We start from the raw sequence: 21670 nt of genomic DNA, 5'->3' as shown, positions 1-21670 counted from the left end.
AATGCAAATGAACAAACCACAATCAGATACTCAGTGCGTTTTTTTCATACCCCGTAAGACAAGGTAAGCAGAATTGACGACAAAATACACGGAGGATGACTACTTTCTCTCCCGTAACGGAAAAATATTATTCTTCAGGCTACTCAGCGCCGCGAGAATATGCGGTGAACCTTCCATGTGGAAACGGTTACTGTTAACCAGCATCTCCGGCTTTTGTTTAGTGACTTTTTCCGGTAAATCTTCTGCCACTGGTTGCTGCGGCTGTAACTGAAGCCAGCCTTCTTTCCCGCACCGCTTAACCATGTACATTGCTTTATCAGCCAGGATAAGGGTGTGAGACCATGTCCAGCCAGCCTCCCCGCCGGGCGGATGGTAACATACGCCAACAGAGCAGGTAGGCGGCGAACTGAGCCTTTGTTGGTGAGGCCAGCGCGTCAGCTCCATAGAACACATCAGGCGTCCGATAAATTCACTTACGGAAATGCCTGCATCCAGCACAATCAAAAACTCTTCGCCGCCCCAGCGGATAACGTGATCGGCACTGCGCACTTCCCTGCGCAAAATATCTGCGAATTTAACCAGAATATCGTCTCCGACAGCATGGCCTAATTCGTCGTTCAGGACTTTGAAATTATCGATATCGAGAATGATACAAAATACCCCCCGTTGCTGGCGGGCAGCCTTCGCAAGGATTTTATCGATAAAGGTATCGAGATAGCGGCGGTTGTTAAGCCGGGTCAGGGAGTCGGTCAGGCTTGCCTGCTGCAATTGTTCGTTGGCTTCAGCCAGCTGCTTGTTTGCCTTATCAAGCTCCGCAGTGCGCGCGGTCACCATGGCCTCCAGTTGCAGTCTGGCGCGCTCCAGCCGGCGGGTTCTGATGTGGTATACCGCCCAGAAAGCGAGGACAGCGAGCAACACAAATACCAGTCGCATCCATTGTTGTTCGTACCAGAAGGGCGGCATGGAAAAACGGAAAAAGGCAGGCTCTCCCCAGGCATTCCACTCTTTCATGCGGGCTTCCACTTCAAATGTGTAATCGCCCGGGGGTAAATTCGTGTAAAACGCTTCCCGCCTGTTTCCGGCGTCAATCCAGTCACGGTCGTACCCGTTCAGGCGGTAACGGAATTCCAGTGCACTGTTACGGTAAAATCGGGGGCTGGTGTAATTGATCTGAAGATTCCGCTCCCCCTCAGGGAGTAAAGCCCCCGACTTTGTCACGGATTCACCCTGCACAATGATTTCATCGACTACCGGCACCAGTCCTCTGCGGTTAATCGCACTCAGAGTTAAATCAATGGTTGCCACTCCGTTGAGTGTGGGCAGATAAAGTATATTGCCGTCAACAAGACCTTTCGCATTTCCCGCGCCGTTGCAGCAGCGGATCCCGTCAGTGTCGGACTCCGGGCCATAATCGTCCACAAGCATAGACACCTCCACCGGCGCACCGGCTTCAAGTGAATGCTTACTTATCTGATACACACCTTTCAGGCTGGAAATGACCAGATTGTCGTCTTGTTCAGCCATAAACATCACGCCGGATGCCGGTAGCTGACGTTCATCCGGCCAGTACCAGCCAGACTGCTGCTGAACCGCAAAGCCGGACTGAAAAGTCCCGACCAGCATACGGCCGTCTTTGAGTTGTCCTATATAGGCAATTGACACTGTGTTGAGAATGTCATCATTGACAGGTATCCGCTCACCCTTGCCGTTCAGGTGGATAAGGCCGCCGGTGGTGCCCGCCCAGATATCGCCTGTGTTGTCTGCAAACACAAAGCGGGTATTACCAATCTCTTCACCGTTACTAAACGAAACTTTTTGCAGCGTTTCCTGATCCCAGCGAAACAATCCGCCTGTAGAGGCCACCAGCACATCGCCGCCAGGAAACTCTTCAATGCCGTTAATTTGCATGCCATCAAGTTGCGGGAACCGCTGTAACACCTGGTAGTTTTCATCAAGATGCACAAGACCACTGCGGGTTCCCAGCCATAACGTATTGTCTGTGGCCGTTAATATTGAATACACCACGTGATTAGGCAACCTGGTATCCTGTATTAAAGGCGTAAATTGATGATTTTTCAGCAGATAGAGCCCGGCATTCGTGCCGGCAAGGATCCCGTCCCCCTGCTTGCCGAAAGTCCAGACATAGGGTTCATCAAGACCAGCCTTCTTACCCAGACTGGCTGTTCCGTCATAGCGCAAACGCTGCAGACCGTGAGTGCGGCTTCCAAACCACAGGTTGCCCGCTCTGTCTTCGAAGGCAGACACGAACCAGGGAGACGTTCTGCCTTTAATTTCGGTCACCTCCTCTACCAGAGTATGGCCGGTAAGTTGAAGAAGACGTTGCTTACCGCCTATCCAGAGGTTGCCCTTACTGTCAGCAAATAACATCTCAATAGGATCACTAATTACGCCGGACGTGGTTTCATACGCCCTGAGTTTGTTGCTGTCGCTGGCAATGAAAAGACCTTCGGACGTCCCCACCAGAAGCTGCTCGCGATACTGCGCAAGGTGAATAATGTGCGCACCGGCAGGCAACCCGCTTGCGGGCACTGACTGGATGATGTGTTGCCCGTCCAGATAACTCAGTCCGGTACTTGAGCCAATCCAGAGGCGATGTTGATCTGTGGCGAGGGTTCGGATATGCCCGGCTTCCCCTGGTATACGGTTTACATGTTCACCACTTGCTGAAACCCGGAAAAGACCGTCTCCGGCAGCGTAAAGATATCCGTTAAACCAGATAATATCGTTAATTGCTCCCAGAGACTTCCCGTCAAACAGCACTTCTTCTATTTGCCCGTCTTCCATTTTTAGCAAGTGATTTGATGTACCGACAAACAACCTGTCATCCGGTGTCACAAAGACTTTCCGCAGAATAGGGTCGGAAAACAGTGGCGATGTTCTGCCATCAAAGATACGGAACCGGTTGCCATCAAACCTCGCCAGTCCTCCCTCTGTGGCTACCCATATAAAGCCGGTATTGTCTTCAGCAATACTGATGGCAGAGACCTGAGGCATATTGTTACGGGTATCCCAGATACGCTGATGATACTGACTGTAAGGAATAGTCGCCGGCGTTTCGTTAGCGACGGGAGCTGCAATTACGTCCGCAGGGAAAAGAAACAGGAATACCAACGCATAAAAAAACAGTAAAGCTGGCAGGCAGCGGACAAATACCGGCTCAATCCGGCCTTGATGCGTTGAAAGAATAGCGGGACAACCCTGAGTGCTCATAGGCAGTGTTCATTCCCCGAAAGTAAAAACATGAATTGCGCGTACAACAGATCGTTGCCTGTTTATATGGAGAGTTTACCACTAAGGATAGTTCACTTCCCTTTGAAGTGATTAATCTTTTGGACAGTTTTGGTATTAAAAATTTACATCAGGTACAAAAAAACCGCCTGTAAAAGGCGGTTTTCAAACAAGATTTTTTTATGCTATGACGGGCTCTGCATACCGGATGGGCATCTCATCCTGGTTTTCATAAGTGATGTATTCCCAGCAATCTTTCTGCTCCAGCACAGCATTCAACAGCTTGTTGTTAAGACCATGACCGGTTTTATAGGCTGCCAGTTCACCAATGATGCTGTGGCCACCCATATAAAGGTCGCCCACTGCGTCCAGAACCTTATGCTTCAGGAATTCGTCATCATAACGCAAACCTTCAGGGTTCAGAATACGGAACTCGTCCAGAGCAACAGCATTTTCCATGCTGCCACCCAGTGCCAGATTGTTCGCGTTCATGTACTCAAGGTCGCGCATGAAACCGAATGTCCGGGCACGGCTGACTTCTTTTACATACGAACAACTATCAAAATCCATCACCATATGCTGATTAGTCTGACTAATCACAGGATGATCGAAATCGATACGGAAATCCACGCGGAAACCATCGTAAGGACGTAACTCGGCCCACTTGTCTCCGTCTTCAACCCGCACTGTCTTCGTGATACGGATAAAACGCTTAGGCGCATTCAGCTCTTCAATACCTGCAGATTGCAGTAAGAAAACGAACGGGCTGGCGCTGCCATCCATAATCGGCAGTTCGTTGCTGTCTACTTCAACAATAATGTTGTCAATGCCCAGACCAGCTAACGCTGAAGCAAGGTGTTCCACAGTGTGGATACTGACACCATCTTCATTGTTTACACACGTACACAGCATGGTGTTACCCACCGCGTTTGCACGCGCATGGATATCCACATAGGGTTCCAGGTCAATGCGTCGGAACACAATTCCTGTGTTCGCAGGCGCAGGCCGGAGAGTCATGGTGACCTTTTCCCCTTTATGTAAACCAATACCGGTCTCTTGTACCGATTGTTTGATTGTACGTTGTCTAATCATTTCGTTGCTTTTACCTGTTCAAAAAGCGGTCGCGTAGTATATAGACAAAAGTTTATTTTGTCAAATTTCTGTCACACTTGACCTTGGTTAAACACCAACTTCTTATACATTGACAACAATTCCGGAGAAAAATTCCCCGAAATGAACAGCTTAGTCTGCCTGTTTACGCAAGAATGCCGGAATATCCAGATATTCTAAATCGTTGTTCGGCTGTGCTTCACTTTCTACTTTCAGTGCCTGGTTACCATCGGTAGAGCCTACAGCGCGGGCTTCGCTGGTACTTGAAGTACCGAACTCGCGGGCAGCACCGGATAAACGGGAACCTTCAGAACTTACCAGTGAAATGTCAGGCTTACGCTCTGCGCCGATACCGGTTGCAACAACCGTTACACGCAGTTCGTCGGCCATTTCCATATCGATAACCGTACCCACAACCACGGTAGCATTTTCAGATGCAAACGCTTTAACGGCGTTACCCACAGTTTCGAATTCGTCGATGGAGAAATCAGGACCGGCAGTGATATTCACCAGAATACCCCGTGCACCGGACAGATCGATGTCTTCAAGCAGCGGACAGGCGATAGCTGCTTCTGCAGCTTCTTCAGCACGGTCTGCACCGGATGCAACACCGTTACCCATCATCGCAGTACCCATTTCAGACATCACGGTTTTCACGTCAGCGAAGTCAACGTTGATCAGACCTGGACGGGTGATCAGTTCAGCAATACCCTGCACCGCACCATTGAGTACGTTGTTGGCTTCGCTGAAAGCTTGCAGAAGCGGCGTGCCCGGGCCCATCACTTTAAGCAACTTTTCGTTTGGAATGGTGATCAGTGAATCAACGTTTTTCGCTAACTCAACGATACCCTGTTCAGCAAAAGCAGTACGCTTTTTACCTTCAAACGGGAAAGGCTTGGTCACTACAGCAACCGTCAGGATTCCCATTTCGCGGGCAATTCTGGCAACTTCAGGCGCAGCACCTGTACCTGTACCACCGCCCATACCGGCAGTGATAAACACCATGTCAGCGCCGTCTAAAGCCTGACGGATGGTTTCGCGATCTTCCTGAGCGGCTTCACGGCCGATATTCGGATCAGCTCCGGCACCGAGACCTTTCGTCAGCGATGAACCGATTTGCAGTGTCACGTCTGCGCTAGAGCTGCGCAATACCTGAGCGTCAGTGTTCACCGCGATGAACTCTACGCCTTCAATATTCTGTGCCACCATGTGTTCTACAGCATTACCGCCGCCACCACCGACGCCGATAACTTTGATTACGGCTTCTTCGCCGTGGCTATCCATTAACTCAAACATACTTACTCTCCGGATTGGTACGTCTTACAACACTAAGCCAGGTCATAGTTACGCCGGTCGGATGCCTCCGTGCGACCGTATGCCGTAGTCTTAGCGCCCCCAAAATAAAATTAAAATTCACCTTTAAACCAGCTTTGCACCCGTTGAAAGAAACTTTCGCCGGTCTTCTGCTTACTGGATTTTTTATTATCACTTTGCATTTTACCGTAGTGGAGCAAGCCCACCACAGTTGCAAAACTTGCGTCATCGGTATATTCCGATAACCCGCGCATATTTATTGGTTTGCCCACTCTCACAGGCATCTGGAAGATTTCTTCCGCAAATTCAACAGCCCCTTCCATCTTGGCGGTACCGCCGGTCAGAACCAGGCCTGCTGCAATTTGTTCTTCAAAACCGCTGGCACGGATCTCTTTATGCACCAGCTCAAATAATTCCTGATAACGAGGTTCAATCACCTCTGCCAGGGTGTGTCTGGACATGGCTCTGGCAGGACGACCGCCCACACTGGGCACCTCGATATTCTCTTCCATACTGACCATGTCTTTCAGCGCACAGGCATAATTCACCTTGATCTCTTCCGCATTACTGATAGGAGTGCGGAAAATCTTGGCAATATCACTGGTTATCTGGTTCCCCGCCACAGGGATCACAGCAGTGTGACGAATTGCGCCGTCGGTGTAAATAACGATATCCATGGTGCCACCACCGATATCCACCACACAAACGCCTAATTCACGTTCGTCATCAGTTAATACAGCATAACTGGATGCCAGAGCAGAGAAAATAAGCTGATCTGAGCTCAAATCACAACGCTCGATACACTTAACCAGATTTTTTGCCATATCATCGGCACAGGTGATGATATGGGCTTCAGCTTCCATACGGACGCCGGACATGCCAACGGGATTCTTAATCCCTTCCTGCACATCAATCGTAAATTCCTGCGGCAGCACATGAAGCAGGCGGCGTTCTGACGCAATAGGCACCGAGCGCGCTGCATGAATCACGTTATCCACGTCTTCCTGTGTCACTTCCTGGTTGTTGATCGGTACCATGCCACTTTCGTTCTGGCACTTCACATGACGGCCGGAAATGGACATGAATACGGATGAAACCTGACAATCGGCCATCAGTTCCATTTCACTGACTGCTCGTTGTACAGATTTCACTACCAGGTTGAGATCGTTTACGCCACCTTTATCCATACCCTGCGCAGCATGCGTGCCTACACCAACAATGCTGATCTGGTCATCGGCCAGTAATTCGCCGACAACGGCTTTCACCTGGCTGGTACCGATATCCAGTCCGACAATCAGGTTGCGTTCAGCAGGTTTTGACATGGTATTCCTAAACTCTCTCATTAACTTTTTTCGTCTTGTGCATCCTGCCAGCCGACTGCCAGCCCGGTGTCGTAGCGTAAATCCACATACTTCACCGCTTTAGGTTGCTTCGCCAGCAACGGATACACATCGATGAACCGTTGCAACCGATCTATAAATTCCTGTCTGCCCAGATTCAGCTCAATGCCATTGGCCAGCTGAATCTGCCAGGCAAACCGCTCGCTTAACGTCAGCTCTGCGATAGGCATGGCAGTGGTAGCCAACAATGACTGCATGGCGTTGTAGCCCTCCAGCGCGGTTTTTTCACTGCCGCCCGGCCCGAAAAGTCTGGGCAGCGTCATGTCGTCCACACTGGCGCTGAAGGTATCCCCGTAGGGATTCAGCAAAAAGTCATCGTTCCACTGCGCCACCGGCTTTTGCTCGACCAGATAAATCTTTAACGTATTTGGCCATTGCTTACGTACCGATGCGCGATAAATCCATGGCTGGGCTTCCACCAGCTTGTAAACTTCATTGACATCCAGCGAGAAAAAACTTCCCGGTTGTGACTTGCGGATCAGACGCTCCAGCCTGGTTACATCCACATGGCTGAACTCGCCGGAAAAATCCACCACCTGTACCGGTGCTCTCTGGGCATCCTGCAGGTAATCCTGAATTTTAATGCCGCCCACAATCAGACCACCAATGACCGCGAGCAGAAATGCCACGCCGGACCAGAATTGAATCTTCTTGTGCTTCGCCTTTGTCATGCAAGCTCCGTTTAGTCTGATGAGAGACTGGTCGCCAGAATTTCCAGCGTCAGTTCATCAAAACTCAAACCGGCCACTTTTGCCGCTTTCGGCACCAGACTTTTTTCAGTCATGCCGGGTACGGTATTCGCTTCAAGCAAGTAGAACGTGCCATCAGCAGCCTGCATTACGTCAATGCGGCCCCAGCCGCTGCAAGACAATGCATTGAACGCACGAAGCGACAATGCTGCCAGTTCAGCTTCTTTGTCTTCCGACAAACCACCGGGGCATTGATACACGGTTGTATCGTCCTGATACTTGGCCGCGTAATCGTAAAAAGTATGGGGGGTAGACATGCGGATCGACGGCAATGCTCTGCCCTGCAAAACAGAGACAGTGAACTCGGGGCCATCGATGTACTGCTCTAACAGGACCTGATTATCATATTGAAAGGCGTCCTGAACGGCAGTTTCTAGTTGTTTAGCGCTTGTCACTCTCGCCATCCCGATACTGGAACCTTCGCGGGCTGGTTTGACCATGACTTCATTCCCCAATTCCATCATTATAGCCCCGCATGATCCAGCTTCAAAGTCACTTTTGTCAGCAATTTGATATTTTGCGGTAGATAAACCAAGACATTGCCAGATTTGTTTGGTATGGATCTTATCCATCGCCAGCGCAGACCCCAGCACGCCACTGCCGGTATAGGGGATTTTCAGGTGCTGTAATGCGCCCTGCATCGCACCGTCTTCGCCACCACGTCCGTGCAGCATGATTAACACACGTTCAGCTTTTTCATCAACCAATTCAGTAAGTTGACGCTCAGCAGGGTCAAATGCGAAGGCATCTACGCCCTGCCTTAGCAGGGCATTCAGTACCGCTTTCCCCGAGTTCAGCGATACTGCACGCTCAGCAGAATCACCACCAAACATTACTGCTACACGACCAAATTTTTGTGGATTTACCTGTTCAGCCATCACTGCCACTCACGTTGAAATTTTTTTGGTTCCAATTCAGATTTTGCCAGTTTTTTAGCAATCTGGCCGATATTACCGGCTCCCTGAGTCATGATCACGTCGTTTTCCTGCATCACACTGGCAAGAATTTCTGCCAGAGAATCCGGTTCACCCACGTAAACAGGTTCCACCTGGCCTCTTAAACGGATGGACCGGCAGAGTGCTTTACTGTCAGCACCCTCAATGGGCTGTTCACTGGCGGCATACACATCCAGCAATAACAGCACATCCACTTGTGAGAGCACTTCAACAAAATCCTCATATAAGTCGCGGGTACGTGTGTAACGGTGTGGCTGATACACCATGACCAGCCGCTTATCCGGCCAGTTAGTGCGGGCCGCCGCGATGGTTGCCCTGACTTCAGTCGGATGATGGCCGTAATCATCAACCAGGCACACATCACCTTTGCTGGTCGTAAACTCGCCCAGTACTTCAAACCGGCGTCCGATACCGCCAAAGGATTTCAGTGCCGTCACGATAGCGTCGTCACCGACCCCTTCATCTGTGGCGACAGCAATGGCAGCAAGGGCATTGAGCACATTATGCATGCCGGTGAGATTCAGCGTGACATTCAGTACCGGCCTGTCAGGACGGATCACGTCAAACTGCGCCTGACCGAACCTGAGTTCAATATTTTCTGCGCGCACATCGTTACCCGGCTCAATACCGTAAGTAAGGATGTTGCGGCCAATTTTCGGCCGCAGAGAACGGATCACTTCATCATCACCACACAAAATGGCCTGTCCGTAGAATGGCAGGTTATGCAGAAACTCCAGATAAGTGTCTTTCATTTTGTTGAAATCACCTTCATAGGTACCCATGTGGTCCGGCTCAATATTGGTCACCACGGACACCATAGGCTGAAGATGCAGAAACGACGCATCGCTTTCGTCTGCTTCAGCAATCAGATAGCGGCTCTTACCCAAACGTGCGTTTGTGCCCGCACTGTTAAGCAGACCACCGATAACAAATGTGGGATCCCAGCCGGCTTCGGCAAAAATAGTGGAAATCAGGCTGGTCGTGGTAGTTTTTCCGTGGGTACCCGCAATGGCAATACCATGACGGAAACGCATAAGTTCAGCCAGCATTTCGGCCCGGCGGATAATAGGAATGCGATGTTCACGGGCATAGCGGATTTCCGGATTTGACTCGTTGATGGCGCTGGAGACCACCACCACATCAGACGCTGTAACATTGTCTTCATGATGGCCAATAAAGATTTCAGCACCCAGCTCTTCCAGCCGTGCTGTCATCGCACCGGCCTGTATATCTGAGCCGGCGATATCATAGCCTTCGTTCAGTAGTACTTCTGCAATACCGCCCATGCCCGCGCCACCGATACCGATGAAGAAAATGCGCTTCACTTTACGCATCTGCGGGTTTTGGAATGGTTTTTCACCTACCATTACGCTTTGTCTCCTGTCAGCAGGGCACACTGTTCTGCGACCCGCTGTGTTGCATTGGTTATCGCTGCCTGACGGGCTTTTCTGCCAGCGGCCAGACAGGATTGGGGATGACGCAGCCAGTTTTCCAGCACTTTGCCCAGCCCGCTTTGTAATTCTGTTTGCGGTAATAACACCGCAGCCCCGGCCTCTACCAGAGACAGGGCATTCTTTGTCTGATGATCATCAACAGCATGAGGCAGTGGCACAAACACCGCCGGTAAACCCGCCGCTGCCACTTCAGCTACAGTCAGTGCGCCGGCACGGCAAACGATAAAGTCAGCCCAGTCATAGGCTGCCGCCATATCTTTAATAAATTCACTGACCTGCACATCCACACTGCCACTGGCATAAGCACTTCGAACCACTTCTGCATTACCTTTCCCGGCCTGGTGACGGATAGTTAACCCATAGAGATTCTTGCATACAGCAGGCACAGCCTCATTGAGCGCTTTAGCGCCCAGGCTGCCACCAATCACCAGCATACGCAACGGCGAATGGGTTTCTTTTTTCGGCGCGATTGCCACAATATCCCGGCGCACCGGATTACCCACCGTCATGCATTTGCTTGCTGCACTGCCAAACCCACCTCTGGCATTATCGAAGCCCAGTAAAATGCGCTTTGCCAGTTTACCCAGCATACGGTTCGTCATACCTGCGGCCGCATTCTGCTCATGCACGATTAAAGGAATTCCCCGTAACCACGCAGCAACACCACCCGGTCCGCTGGCATAACCGCCAAAGCCAATGACCACATCAGGCTTGAGTGAGGAAATCAGTTTTCCGGCTTCTGCCATGCCTTTCATCAGCGCCATAAATCCGCTGGCTCTGGCTGATAACCCTTTACCCCGTAACCCTTTCACGTGGATAAAATGGATGGGGAATCCGTTTTCAGGCACAACCTGCGCTTCCATCCGTTCTGCGGTGCCCAGCCAGTGCACATCCCAGCCATCTGCTTTCAGCGCATGTGCAACGGCAAGTCCGGGAAACACGTGTCCGCCGGTACCGCCAGCCATGATAAGACAGCGCTTAGTCATTCAACGCCCCCTTTTCTACTTCTTCTAACATGGCTCTGATATCTTCTTTACTCTTTTGTTCCGGTTGTTCACCGTCTTCAGCTGCAGAGGAAACCGGAGCCGGCTTCTTCTTACGTTTATCTTTCCGGCCGATAGCCTGAACACCGTCGACCCGCAATTCAAAATCTATCCGCAGCAACATGGCCACCGACACCATCATCACTATCAGGCTGGTACCGCCATAACTGATAAGTGGCAGTGTTAAACCTTTCGTGGGCAAAATGCCGGCACTGGCACCAACGTTTACGGCGGTCTGGAAGCTCAGCCAGATCCCGATGCTGTAAGCCAGATATCCTTCGAAAGGCCGTTGCTTAGCCAGCGCGTGATTACCGATTTTCAGGGCACGGACAACGAGGAAAAGAATGAGTCCCAGCACAATCAGCACACCGGTGAAGCCCAGTTCTTCGGCCAATATTGCCATAATAAAATCGGAGTGAGCCTGAGTCAGAAACTCCAGCTTCTGATAACTGTTGCCCAGCCCCTGTCCGAACCAGCTGCCCCGGCCATAGGCCATTAACGACTGAGTAAGCTGATAGCCGCTGCCAAAGGGGTCTGCCCAGGGGTCAAGAAAAGACGTGACCCGCCGCATGCGGTATTCTTCGAACACGATCAGGAACACGATGGCCAGTAAGCCAACAAACACAATGGCAAAGAACTGCCAGAGCCGTGCGCCCACCAAAAATAACAGTCCCATTGTGGTGGTGAACATCACCACCGCAGTACCGAAATCAGGCTGTAGCAGCAGTAAGCAGGCGAGTACAAAGAACACCACCAGCGGCTTAATAAAGCCTTTGATATTTTCTGTCACTTCTTCATAACGGCGCACCAGATAACCGGCCAGATAAGTAAAGAAGAACAGCTTGGCAGGTTCCGCCGGTTGTAAGGTCAGCGGCCCTATTACAATCCAGCGGGTACTACCGTTAATAGAACGCCCCATCACCAGCACCGCCAGCAGCATCACAATGGCAGCCAGCAATAACCAGGGATTGATCACACGCCAGAAACTCATGGGCACCTGCAGCACCACACCGGCAGACAAGATGGCGACAAGAAGATAAATGCCGTGACGGATGGAAAAATAAAAGGGATTACCGTACAAACGGTCAGCCACGGGCATGGAAGCGGAGGTCACAATCACCAGCCCCAGTGTTGCCAGCGCCAGTGCCACCAGAATCAGACCGGCATCATAAGGTGACGCGGACTTTGCCGCACCGTGACGCTGAGAGAAAATCTCAGATAATTTAGTGCCTGTTTGCTCAGACGCTGCTGTACTCATTTACCGGATACTCCGTGAACCGCTTCAGCAAAAACCCGTGCCCGGTGAGCATAATTATCAAACATATCGATACTGGCACAGGCCGGAGACAACAGCACCATATCGCCGGGCTCAGCCTGTTGAGCTGCCAGTTGAACCGCAGAAGGTAAATCGGGTAAATAATGTGCCCCCGGGATCAGGTCGCTGATTTGTCTGCCATCTTTTCCGATGGTAAGCACCAAATCCACATACTGCAGCAAGGGTTCCCTGAGTACGGACAAATCAGCCCCTTTGCCATCTCCGCCGGCAATTAAAATCAGTTTTCCGGTTTTATCCCGGCCCAGTCCTTCCAGAGCCGCCAGCGTGGCGCCGGCATTTGTCGCTTTAGAGTCGTCAATCCAGCGTACGCCTTGTGTATTGGCGATTTCCACACAGCGGTGGGGAGCCGGCTCAAAGGTCTTTACTCCGTCGCAGGCGGTTTCAATACTCACGCCGGCAACAAGCGCCATTGCCAGTGCGGCCTGAATATTCAGCACGTTGTGTGTACCTACCAGCTTTACTTCACTCATAGGCAAAACAGCTTTGCCCTGCCATGTAATCGCCTGATTAACAAAGCCGAAGCCGGTTTTACATTCGCTGGCCTGGTAGAGTGTCGTTTCAGCAACGTGAGACTGAGGAATGGTTTCCGGATGTCCCTGCCAGATAACAGCATGCTGACAATGCGCAAAAATACGCTGCTTCGCGTTTGCATATGCTGCCATGGTGCCATGCCGGTCAAGGTGGTCATCACTCACGTTCAGAATCGTGGCGGCGAGTAAATTTAAAGATGATGTGGTTTCAAGCTGGAAGCTGGACAACTCCAGCACCATATAATCAAATCCTTCACCAATGGTGTCCAGTACCGGACGGCCAACATTGCCGGCAGCACAGGCCTTCAGTCCGGCCTGATGAAGAATATGTGTAAGCAGAAGCGTGACGGTGGTTTTTCCGTTTGAACCGGTAATGCCGAAAGCCGGCGTGCGCGACAATCGTGCAAACAGCTCGATATCACCAATGACTTCCACACCGGACAGCGCAGCACTTTTCACCGACGGATGGGACGGCGAAATCCCCGGACTGAGCACGAGGGTATCGACATTTTCCCAGTATCCCGGCGGCACTTCACCGGCGGTGACAGGAACAGAGATATTGTCAGGTACTCTGGCGTCCGGTCTGGTATCCCAGACTTTCACCGACGCACCGGTTTCTGTTAAAAAGCGCACAACAGACTGACCGGTCATTCCCAGACCGGCCACGACAACATGTTGTGATGCCAGCAATTCGTTCATAAATCAGCGCAGCTTCAGTGTAGCCAGTCCCACCAGCACCAGAATCAGAGAAATGATCCAGAACCGCACAATCACGCGGGGTTCCGGCCAGCCTTTGAGTTCGAAATGATGGTGGATGGGTGCCATGCGGAAAATACGTTTTCCACGTAACTTAAATGAGCCGACCTGGAGGATCACCGATACGGTCTCCATCACAAAAACACCGCCCATGATGATGAGCACGATTTCCTGACGTACCAGGACTGCCAGAATACCCAGCGTGCCGCCGAGAGCCAGTGAACCCACATCGCCCATAAATACCTGAGCCGGATAAGTGTTAAACCATAAAAAGCCCAGTCCGGCGCCCACTATAGCGGTACACACAATAACCAGCTCGCTGGTCAGCGGGATGTGAGGAATATTCAGATAAGTCGCGAAGTTCACATTACCGGTGACGTAGGCAAAAATTGAGAGCGCACCGGCAACCAGTATGGTGGGTACAATAGCCAGTCCGTCCAACCCGTCCGTGAGGTTGACAGCATTCGATGTGCCTACGAGCGCAAAATACACGACCACCAGATAAAACAGACCCAGTTGCGGCATAACTTCTTTGAAAAAAGGCACCAGCAAAGAGGTTTCAGCGGCGAGGTTTGCACTGCTGTACAGGTAAAACGCCACACCCAGTGCAATGACTGACTGCCAGAAGTATTTCCAGCGGGCAATTAACCCTTTGGAGTCTTTACGCACCACTTTGCGGTAATCATCAACAAAGCCGATGATGCCGTAGCCAATCACTACGGCCAGAGTTACCAGCACATAACGGTTGGTTAAATCTGCCCATAACAATACGCTGACCACAATCGCCGATAAGATGAGCAGTCCGCCCATAGTCGGCGTGCCCGCTTTTGAAAGGTGACTTTGCGGCCCGTCGTCACGTACGGTCTGACCGATTTGCAGACGCTGCAACCAGCGAATCATTTTCGGTCCGATAACAATCGCAATCACCAGTGCCGTCAGGGTACTTAAAATTGCCCTGAGCGTCAGATAGGAAAATACGAAGAATCCCGGTTCAAACTGTTTAAGCCAGTCGGCCAGCCATATCAACATGCAATGCGCTCCCGACGGCGTTCAAACTTTCCCAGGCGGGATACCTCAATGGCCTCCACTACCCGTTCCATCCGCGAGCTGCGCGAACCTTTAACCAGCACGGAAATATCCCGTTGATCGGCCATCAGCACACTGCTCAATGTTTCCATCAGCGCTTCCACACTGGTGAAATGAAATCCCTGCTTACCATATACAGCACTGGCGCTCTGGCTCAGTACACCCAGAGTGAAGAGGTAATCAATGCCCTTTTGCTGTGCGTACTCACCTACCTGCTCATGGTAAAAGCGGGCTTTTTCACCCAGCTCCGCCATGTCACCAAGGATCAGAACCCGTAAACCGGAGAATGTGGACAGCGTATCAATAGCCGCATTCACCGACGCCACATTGGCGTTATAAGTATCATCCAGCAAGCGGAAATGGTCAGACAGCGCTTTTACATTAAGACGCCCTTTCACCTGCGCCATGTTCAGCAGTCCGGTACGTACGTCTTCCAGGGTCGCTCCCACCTGCATGGCCAGCGCGGCCGCTACGAGTGCGTTACCCACATTATGAATACCGGGGATGCGTAATTGGATGCCGGTTTGCCCCTGCGGGGTGACCATGTTGAATTCAGCACAGCCGTCGAGTCCGACGGTGATGTCTTCTGCTGTATAATCCGACTGATTTTGCTGTTGGGGTGAGAAAGTAAGTACATTGTTGTACTTCAGTTTGCCCAACCAGAACTCTGCGAACTGACTGTCAGCATTGACGATAGCCACGCCCTGTTCGTTCAGCCCTTTAAAAATTTCGCTTTTTGCACGGGCAACACCTAACAGACTGCCAAATCCTTCCAGATGAGAAGCGGCGGCATTGACAATGGTCGCCACATCCGGCTTCACCAGTTCGGTGGTGTACGCAATTTCCCCAAGGTGATTAGCACCCAGTTCCATTACTGCGTAATCATGGCCTTCTTCCAGACGTAATAATGTCAGCGGCACACCGATGTCATTATTGAAGTTACCCGCTGTTGCCAGCACATTGCCGCGGCGTGCCAGAATTGCCGCAGTCATCTCTTTTACGGTGGTTTTGCCGCTGCTGCCTGTCACGGCAATAGTTTTTGGTGCGACCTGCGCTTTTACCGCAGCACCCAGTAAACCCAGAGCAAGTTTCGTGTCTTCTACCTGAATGACAGGCAAAGCAGTATTCACCGGTTCGCTGGCTATTATTGCACTGGCACCGGCCTGTTCCGCCGAAGCAATAAAACGGTGACCATTAAAATTTTCGCCGCTTAAGGCAATGTACACATCACCTTCTTTCAGCGTACGGGTATCTGTACTTACCCCGTTTACGTCCCGGTCTTCCCCTGTAAGGGTGCCTTTCACTTTACCGGCAATCCAGGACAGCGTGGTCAGAATCATTAGCTGTACTCCCTTTGCAGCCGCGCTACCACGGCCCGCTCGTTATAATTTTTCTTTTGTTCACCGATGATCTGATAATCTTCATGGCCTTTACCCGCCACGAGGATCAAATCCTCCGGTGCTGCCTTTTCCAGGCAGTGGCGAATGGCCTTTTCTCTGTCCGGCTCATCCACCGCACGTTGTGGCTGTGTCAGTCCTTCACGGATATCACGGGCGATATCTTCCGGCGCTTCTGAACGGCTGTTATCGGTAGTGATGACAAGATGATCGGCTACAGCCTCAGCGGCCTGTCCCATAAGAGGACGCTTGCCTTTATCACGGTCGCCGCCACATCCGAAAACACACCACACATCCCCCGGGGTATGCGCTCTTGTGCTTTGTAACGCCTTTTCCAGCGCATCCGGAGTATGGGCATAATCCACAATGACATTCGCATGCGCGGTAAAAGGAAATACTTCCATTCTTCCGGCTACCGGAGAAACCTGTGGTAACAACGCCACCACTTCTTCAAAACGAAGCCCCTGCACCAGCATCACTGAAATCACAGCCAGCAGGTTGTGCACGTTGAACGCTCCCAGAAGCGGCACCTGAATATCCCGGCTTCCCCAGCTTGATACCAGTCTGAACTGACACCCGTCCGGATGATATTTCACATTTGTGGCCAAACAATGGCGATCTTCTGACTTTTGCGCTGCCAATTCCGACATGCCGTACCACACAGTGGTAACACAGGAGGGCTTGTTGGTATGCCAGCGGTCGCTTTCAGGATCATCGGCATTCAGTACTACTGTGCTGACGCCCGGCAGTTGCATAGCCAGACGCTTGGCCGCACCGTAATCTTCCATGGTGCCGTGATAGTCAAGATGGTCTCTCGACAGGTTGGTAAACACCACAATATCCGTTTTGATTTGACTGAGCCTTCCCTGCACCAGGGCATGAGAAGACGCTTCAAATGCCACTTGCCGCGCGTTTTGTTGCACAAACTCTGCCAATAAATACTGCATGCGGATAGCGTCAGGGGTGGTATTGCCGGCAGGTGTGGGTTCCCACTCTGTATCTGCCCCCTGAAACAGCCCTGCACCCAGCGTCCCTACTGCTGCACAGCGTGTTCCGCCGGCGGTAGTAAGTTGGGATAACATTTGCACGACGGAGGTTTTTCCGTTGGTACCGGTGACAGCAACAGATTGCATTTTGGTGGCGGGATAGTCGTAAAACGCCCCGGCCAGTGATGACAGGATGTCTGTTAATTCATACAGATGAACAATAATAGTGGTGCCACGCATTTCCATGCGGCCGTGCTCCCGCACTTTTTCGGTTTGCGCAAGAATGGCTTTGGCACCGAGACTGATAGCCTGCGGAATAAATTCACGGCCATCCATGCTATGTCCCTTTACTGCTACAAAGGCCAGTTTCGGGGTAACCCGACGGCTATCCAGCGTCAGCCCCTGAATGCGGACATCCGGCGCTGTAATACCGAACTTTGCCAGCAACACGCTTAAACTTTGTTCAAATGCATTAACTACCATTGCGCCCTCCGTTCAGCCACTTCGTAGACGTGACCTGTTTGTCGTCCGGGGCAATATTCAGCAGTTGCAGGGCACCGCCCATAATTTCAGAAAACACCGGCGCCGCTGTATCTCCGGCATGGTAAAGATCACCACCGGGTTCATTGATCAGTACAACCGTAACGATTTGCGGGTCAGATAAAGGGGCCACACCGGCGAAAATATTCACGTACTCGTCGCCGTAACCACCGGCGACAGCTTTACGGCTTGTACCGGTTTTTCCGCCCACACGATAACCCGGCACTGCGGCTTTTGTGGCTGTACCGCCACGCTGCACAACGCTCTCCATCATTTCAAGCACGGCACGGGCATTCTTTTCAGACACCACCCGCTGAGGTTCCGGTTTGTATCCGGTAGACTGAGGCTGCTTAACAATATTCAGCGGCATGCTGACACCGCCGTTGGCCAGAGTGGCATACATCCGCGCAAGCTGTGCGGTAGTTACAGATATACCGTAACCGAAGGATAAGGTAGCCAGTTCGAAATCAGACCAACGGCTGCGCTCATGGAAAAGACCGTTACTTTCACCCGGCATGTTGGTACCGGTATCACTCATCAGTCCCATGTTGTAATAGGTATCGAGCAAAAATGGTTTCGGTACACCCAGTGCCAGACGGGAGGTCCCCATATTTGACGAATGCTGAATAATTTCTTCTAAGGTGAGTTTGCCGTAGTTACGGGCATCTTTTACCAGACTGCCGCCCAGACGCATCCAGCCCGGGTTGGTATTTACAATATCACCCACTTTTACACTGCCGAATTCCAGCGCTGACAGCACTGCCAGCGGCTTCAGCGATGAACCGGGTTCAAAGGCATCGGTCAGCACACGGTTACGCATCCGGTGGGGAGACACATCGCTGCGATCGTTGGGGTTAAAAGAAGGGGCATTGACCATGGCCAGCACATCACCGGTGTGGGCATCGAGCACAATAGCGGAAGCAGAAGCAGCCTGGTAGTAAAGCATCGCTTCTTTGATTTCACGGTAGGCCAGTGCCTGAATCCGCTGATCGATTGTCAGCTTCAGATTCCCCGCTTCCTCTCCGTCAGTGGATTTCAGAATTTCCACCTGGCGGCCCTTGGCATCACGGCGGATAACCTTTGAGCCCGGTGTGCCGGTTAACCAGTCATCATAAAGCCGTTCCAGACCTTCCAGACCGGAGTCGTCCACATCGGTGATACCAATCAGTTGCGCTGTCACTTCGCCATTAGGATAGTAACGACGGCTTTCACGGCGCAGATAAATACCGGGGATATCCAGTTTGGCAACATAATCCGCCATGGCCGGAGACACCTGACGTTGCAGATAAACAAACCGGCGTTTGGGATTTTGTACTTTGCTGCGTAAGTCCTCTACATCGCGGCCCAGCACATCGGCAAGCGCTTCCCAGCGTTCAAACTGCTCCAGTCCGCCCTGTTCGTGGATAATTTTCGGGTCGGCATAAATAGCACGCACCGGCACACTGACAGCCAGTTCTACGCCATTGCGATCGGTAATGATTCCGCGGTATGCCGGCATATCTTTGGTACGCATGGTACGGTTATCGCCCTGAGCAATCAGGTTATCCGGAGCAATGACCTGAATGTAGGCGGCGCGGACGCCAAGCCCGGCGAACACCAGCATGACAATGGCAATGACCAGTACAAAGCGCCATTGCACCGGTGACGGGGTCACATTCTGTCTGGCACCACGTTTCACTTTTTTGGCAGGGAGTGCAAATATGCTCATTTCAGTCTTACCACCACTTCCTGATCGGCGGTTGGCCGGTACATATCTAATTGCTTTTCCACTTCGTTTTCAATGCGGTTGTGTTCTGTCAGTGCCCGTTGTTCCAGCACTAAATTTCGCCACTCCACATCGAGATCATCTTTCTGCTGCATGAGTGTTTCCATGGCGATATTTTGCTGACGGTTCAGGTGACTGCCGAGCACCACAGCCATGGCACTGGTTACAACCATTAAATACAACAAAACCCGCAACTTGTTGCGGGTCAAATCTGAGACCAGAATCAGTATTAAACTGAAGTTTGTCGGAGACGTCGTCCGTGAATTCTGCCGGTCCGTCATAGTTTTTCGGCCACCCGTAATACAGAACTCCGCGAGCGCACATTCTGTGCAATCTCCTCTTTGGTCGGCTTAATCGCCTTGCTCAGCGCCCTGAGAACTTTGTCGGCATCAATCTCAGCTTGTGTTACCGGTAAGTTAGCCGGTACTACTTTTCCGCGACTCTGATCTTTAATGAAACGTTTAACCAGGCGATCTTCCAGAGAATGGAAAGAAATCACAGCCAGACGGCCATCTTTCGCCAGTACATCCACAGCCGCTTTTAACCCCACCCGCAGTTGTTCCAGCTCCGCATTAATGTAAATACGGATCCCCTGGAAAGCGCGTGTAGCAGGATGCTTGAATTTGTCTTTTACCGGCACCGCTTTATCAATAAGCTCAGCCAGTTGAGCGGTACGTGTAAGAGGCGTTGTTTGACGGGTTTCCACGATGGCATGGGCGATACGTTTGCCAAACTTCTCTTCGCCGAATTCTTTTATTACCTGGGTGATATCCTGCTCATCAGCTTCTGCCAGCCACTGTGCAGCACTCTGGCCACGGCTGGTGTCCATGCGCATATCCAGCGGACCATCTTTCATAAAGCTGAAACCACGCTCAGCATCATCGAGCTGTGGAGAAGAAACACCCAGATCCATCAGCACACCGTCGATCTTGCCCGTCAGAGACATTTCGCTGATAACACGGGCCATCTCGCCAAAGGGTTCATGAACAATGGTAAAGCGTTTGTCATCTGCAAAACGCTGTGCAGCTTCAATCGCCTGAGGATCACGGTCAAACGCGATCAGGCGGCCTTCAGCACCAAGGTTTTCGAGGATTTTGCCGGAATGTCCGCCGCGACCGAATGTGGCATCAATATAAATGCCGTCCGGTTTAATCGCCAGTGCGTCAATACATTCATTAAGCAACACCGAAACATGACTGAATGGGGTGTTGCTCATAGTGAAAATTCCTGCAGGCGGTCAGTAAGCTCAAATGCACCATCACGCTCGGTTTCCATGTCTGCATCAATTTGTTTAGCCCAAATATCAGCATCCCATATTTCAAATTTGTTAAGCTGTCCGACGAGCATGACTTCTTTGGAGAGATTGGCGTGTTGGCGCAAAGGCGCGGATAAGAGAAAACGGCCGCTCTTGTCCATGTCACCTTCGGTGGCATAACCAAGTAGCAGCCGCTGCATCCGGCGTTCAGCCGGAACCATACTGGAGAACTTACTCAGTTTGAGTTCGATCTCCTCCCATTCGGGAAGTGGGTAAAGTAGCAAACAGCTTTGCTGTGTATCGATTGTGCAGACCAGTTGTCCGTTACAATCATCCAGAAGTGACTGACGGTATTTTGTTGGTATAGCCAGTCTACCTTTGGGATCCAGATTGATTGCATTAGCGCCGCGGAACATTCCCCTAGCCTTTTATATTTTTGTGCTCTTGTTGTTCTTGTTTTCTGAGTACCAATCTGCAATTCGTTGATGACTCGATCCACAATTCGCCACATTTACCCACTTGCTAGACAGTTTGGTCTCTACTTTCCCCACTGTCAAGGAAAAACAGGGCTAAAACCCACGTAAACACTGGGCTGCAGCCTGTTTTTATATACAGTTGTTTATGTAAAGCCCATGAAAAGATTAAAAAAGAATCAGAATGGATACGTGAAAAGTTTTTTAAAAAAATTACCGGCAACGAAAAAAGCCCCGCAGGACGGGGGCTTGAAAGCGATCAAAAGGCAGG

General features: G+C 51.3%; 17 protein-coding genes. All 17 read right to left on the bottom strand.

Annotated features, from left to right (window positions below):
* Positions 1 to 99 precede the first annotated feature (99 nt).
* On the bottom strand, positions 100 to 3231 hold the full coding sequence (locus tag ACXAGR_RS01460; RefSeq protein ID WP_474847680.1) for a ligand-binding sensor domain-containing protein: 3132 nt from the start codon (positions 3229 to 3231) through the stop codon (positions 100 to 102).
* Positions 3232 to 3429: 198 nt separating this feature from the next.
* The gene (lpxC, locus tag ACXAGR_RS01455; RefSeq protein ID WP_474842934.1) at positions 3430 to 4341 is read right to left on the bottom strand and encodes a UDP-3-O-acyl-N-acetylglucosamine deacetylase; all 912 of its coding nucleotides are present in this window, start codon (positions 4339 to 4341) and stop codon (positions 3430 to 3432) included.
* Positions 4342 to 4491: 150 nt separating this feature from the next.
* A complete protein-coding gene (gene ftsZ / locus ACXAGR_RS01450; RefSeq protein ID WP_119502183.1) occupies positions 4492 to 5655 on the bottom strand; it encodes a cell division protein FtsZ in 1164 nt (387 codons plus the stop codon).
* Positions 5656 to 5765: 110 nt separating this feature from the next.
* The gene (gene ftsA / locus ACXAGR_RS01445; RefSeq protein WP_474847678.1) at positions 5766 to 6995 is read right to left on the bottom strand and encodes a cell division protein FtsA; all 1230 of its coding nucleotides are present in this window, start codon (positions 6993 to 6995) and stop codon (positions 5766 to 5768) included.
* Positions 6996 to 7015: 20 nt separating this feature from the next.
* Positions 7016 to 7744 carry a cell division protein FtsQ/DivIB gene (locus ACXAGR_RS01440; protein WP_474847676.1) on the bottom strand — a complete coding sequence of 243 codons (729 nt, stop codon included), beginning with the start codon at positions 7742 to 7744 and terminating at the stop codon, positions 7016 to 7018.
* 11 nt (positions 7745 to 7755) lie between these two features.
* Positions 7756 to 8700, bottom strand: coding sequence for a D-alanine--D-alanine ligase (locus tag ACXAGR_RS01435; protein ID WP_474847674.1), 945 nt, complete (start codon positions 8698 to 8700; stop codon positions 7756 to 7758).
* The gene (gene murC / locus ACXAGR_RS01430; RefSeq protein WP_474842941.1) at positions 8700 to 10145 is read right to left on the bottom strand and encodes a UDP-N-acetylmuramate--L-alanine ligase; all 1446 of its coding nucleotides are present in this window, start codon (positions 10143 to 10145) and stop codon (positions 8700 to 8702) included. Before murC ends, ACXAGR_RS01435 begins: the two co-directional genes overlap by 1 nt.
* Positions 10145 to 11218 (bottom strand): undecaprenyldiphospho-muramoylpentapeptide beta-N-acetylglucosaminyltransferase, encoded by a 1074-nt coding sequence (murG, locus tag ACXAGR_RS01425; protein WP_474842943.1) that lies wholly within the window; start codon positions 11216 to 11218, stop codon positions 10145 to 10147. Before murG ends, murC begins: the two co-directional genes overlap by 1 nt.
* Complete coding sequence (gene ftsW / locus ACXAGR_RS01420) at positions 11211 to 12533, bottom strand: cell division protein FtsW (protein WP_349588434.1); 1323 nt, start codon at positions 12531 to 12533, stop codon at positions 11211 to 11213. Before ftsW ends, murG begins: the two co-directional genes overlap by 8 nt.
* On the bottom strand, positions 12530 to 13840 hold the full coding sequence (gene murD / locus ACXAGR_RS01415) for a UDP-N-acetylmuramoyl-L-alanine--D-glutamate ligase (protein ID WP_474847672.1): 1311 nt from the start codon (positions 13838 to 13840) through the stop codon (positions 12530 to 12532). The genes ftsW and murD overlap by 4 nt, the downstream gene beginning before the upstream one ends.
* Before the next feature lie 3 nt (positions 13841 to 13843).
* Complete coding sequence (mraY, locus tag ACXAGR_RS01410) at positions 13844 to 14926, bottom strand: phospho-N-acetylmuramoyl-pentapeptide-transferase (RefSeq protein ID WP_474842948.1); 1083 nt, start codon at positions 14924 to 14926, stop codon at positions 13844 to 13846.
* Positions 14920 to 16323: a UDP-N-acetylmuramoyl-tripeptide--D-alanyl-D-alanine ligase gene (locus ACXAGR_RS01405; RefSeq protein ID WP_474847670.1), complete on the bottom strand. Its 1404-nt coding sequence runs from the start codon at positions 16321 to 16323 to the stop codon at positions 14920 to 14922. The genes mraY and ACXAGR_RS01405 overlap by 7 nt, the downstream gene beginning before the upstream one ends.
* Positions 16323 to 17849 (bottom strand): UDP-N-acetylmuramoyl-L-alanyl-D-glutamate--2,6-diaminopimelate ligase, encoded by a 1527-nt coding sequence (locus ACXAGR_RS01400; protein WP_474847668.1) that lies wholly within the window; start codon positions 17847 to 17849, stop codon positions 16323 to 16325. The genes ACXAGR_RS01405 and ACXAGR_RS01400 overlap by 1 nt, the downstream gene beginning before the upstream one ends.
* Positions 17839 to 19614, bottom strand: a complete 1776-nt coding sequence (locus ACXAGR_RS01395) for a peptidoglycan D,D-transpeptidase FtsI family protein (protein WP_474842954.1) — start codon at positions 19612 to 19614, stop codon at positions 17839 to 17841. The genes ACXAGR_RS01400 and ACXAGR_RS01395 overlap by 11 nt, the downstream gene beginning before the upstream one ends.
* On the bottom strand, positions 19611 to 19952 hold the full coding sequence (gene ftsL, locus ACXAGR_RS01390) for a cell division protein FtsL (RefSeq protein ID WP_119502195.1): 342 nt from the start codon (positions 19950 to 19952) through the stop codon (positions 19611 to 19613). Before ftsL ends, ACXAGR_RS01395 begins: the two co-directional genes overlap by 4 nt.
* Positions 19949 to 20887 (bottom strand): 16S rRNA (cytosine(1402)-N(4))-methyltransferase RsmH, encoded by a 939-nt coding sequence (gene rsmH, locus ACXAGR_RS01385; protein WP_349588445.1) that lies wholly within the window; start codon positions 20885 to 20887, stop codon positions 19949 to 19951. The genes ftsL and rsmH overlap by 4 nt, the downstream gene beginning before the upstream one ends.
* Positions 20884 to 21342, bottom strand: coding sequence for a division/cell wall cluster transcriptional repressor MraZ (gene mraZ / locus ACXAGR_RS01380; protein WP_303572868.1), 459 nt, complete (start codon positions 21340 to 21342; stop codon positions 20884 to 20886). Before mraZ ends, rsmH begins: the two co-directional genes overlap by 4 nt.
* Positions 21343 to 21670: the final 328 nt, after the last annotated feature.

This window comes from Alteromonas sp. ABH4_457, from assembly GCF_056160625.1.
Note: the sequence above shows the minus strand (reverse complement) of the source record. Positions and strands in the feature narration are given on the sequence as shown.

Coding starts and splice junctions, on each gene's coding strand:
- ACXAGR_RS01405 (WP_474847670.1), bottom strand. CDS start 16,323: ATGATTCTGACCACGCTGTCCTGGATTGCCGGTAAAGTGAAAGGCACC.
- ACXAGR_RS01460 (WP_474847680.1), bottom strand. CDS start 3,231: ATGAGCACTCAGGGTTGTCCCGCTATTCTTTCAACGCATCAAGGCCGG.
- murD (WP_474847672.1), bottom strand. CDS start 13,840: ATGAACGAATTGCTGGCATCACAACATGTTGTCGTGGCCGGTCTGGGA.
- ACXAGR_RS01400 (WP_474847668.1), bottom strand. CDS start 17,849: ATGGTAGTTAATGCATTTGAACAAAGTTTAAGCGTGTTGCTGGCAAAG.
- ftsA (WP_474847678.1), bottom strand. CDS start 6,995: ATGTCAAAACCTGCTGAACGCAACCTGATTGTCGGACTGGATATCGGT.
- ftsZ (WP_119502183.1), bottom strand. CDS start 5,655: ATGTTTGAGTTAATGGATAGCCACGGCGAAGAAGCCGTAATCAAAGTT.
- murG (WP_474842943.1), bottom strand. CDS start 11,218: ATGACTAAGCGCTGTCTTATCATGGCTGGCGGTACCGGCGGACACGTG.
- lpxC (WP_474842934.1), bottom strand. CDS start 4,341: ATGATTAGACAACGTACAATCAAACAATCGGTACAAGAGACCGGTATT.
- ftsW (WP_349588434.1), bottom strand. CDS start 12,533: ATGAGTACAGCAGCGTCTGAGCAAACAGGCACTAAATTATCTGAGATT.
- mraY (WP_474842948.1), bottom strand. CDS start 14,926: ATGTTGATATGGCTGGCCGACTGGCTTAAACAGTTTGAACCGGGATTC.
- rsmH (WP_349588445.1), bottom strand. CDS start 20,887: ATGAGCAACACCCCATTCAGTCATGTTTCGGTGTTGCTTAATGAATGT.
- ftsL (WP_119502195.1), bottom strand. CDS start 19,952: ATGACGGACCGGCAGAATTCACGGACGACGTCTCCGACAAACTTCAGT.
- mraZ (WP_303572868.1), bottom strand. CDS start 21,342: ATGTTCCGCGGCGCTAATGCAATCAATCTGGATCCCAAAGGTAGACTG.
- murC (WP_474842941.1), bottom strand. CDS start 10,145: ATGGTAGGTGAAAAACCATTCCAAAACCCGCAGATGCGTAAAGTGAAG.
- ACXAGR_RS01440 (WP_474847676.1), bottom strand. CDS start 7,744: ATGACAAAGGCGAAGCACAAGAAGATTCAATTCTGGTCCGGCGTGGCA.
- ACXAGR_RS01395 (WP_474842954.1), bottom strand. CDS start 19,614: ATGAGCATATTTGCACTCCCTGCCAAAAAAGTGAAACGTGGTGCCAGA.
- ACXAGR_RS01435 (WP_474847674.1), bottom strand. CDS start 8,700: ATGGCTGAACAGGTAAATCCACAAAAATTTGGTCGTGTAGCAGTAATG.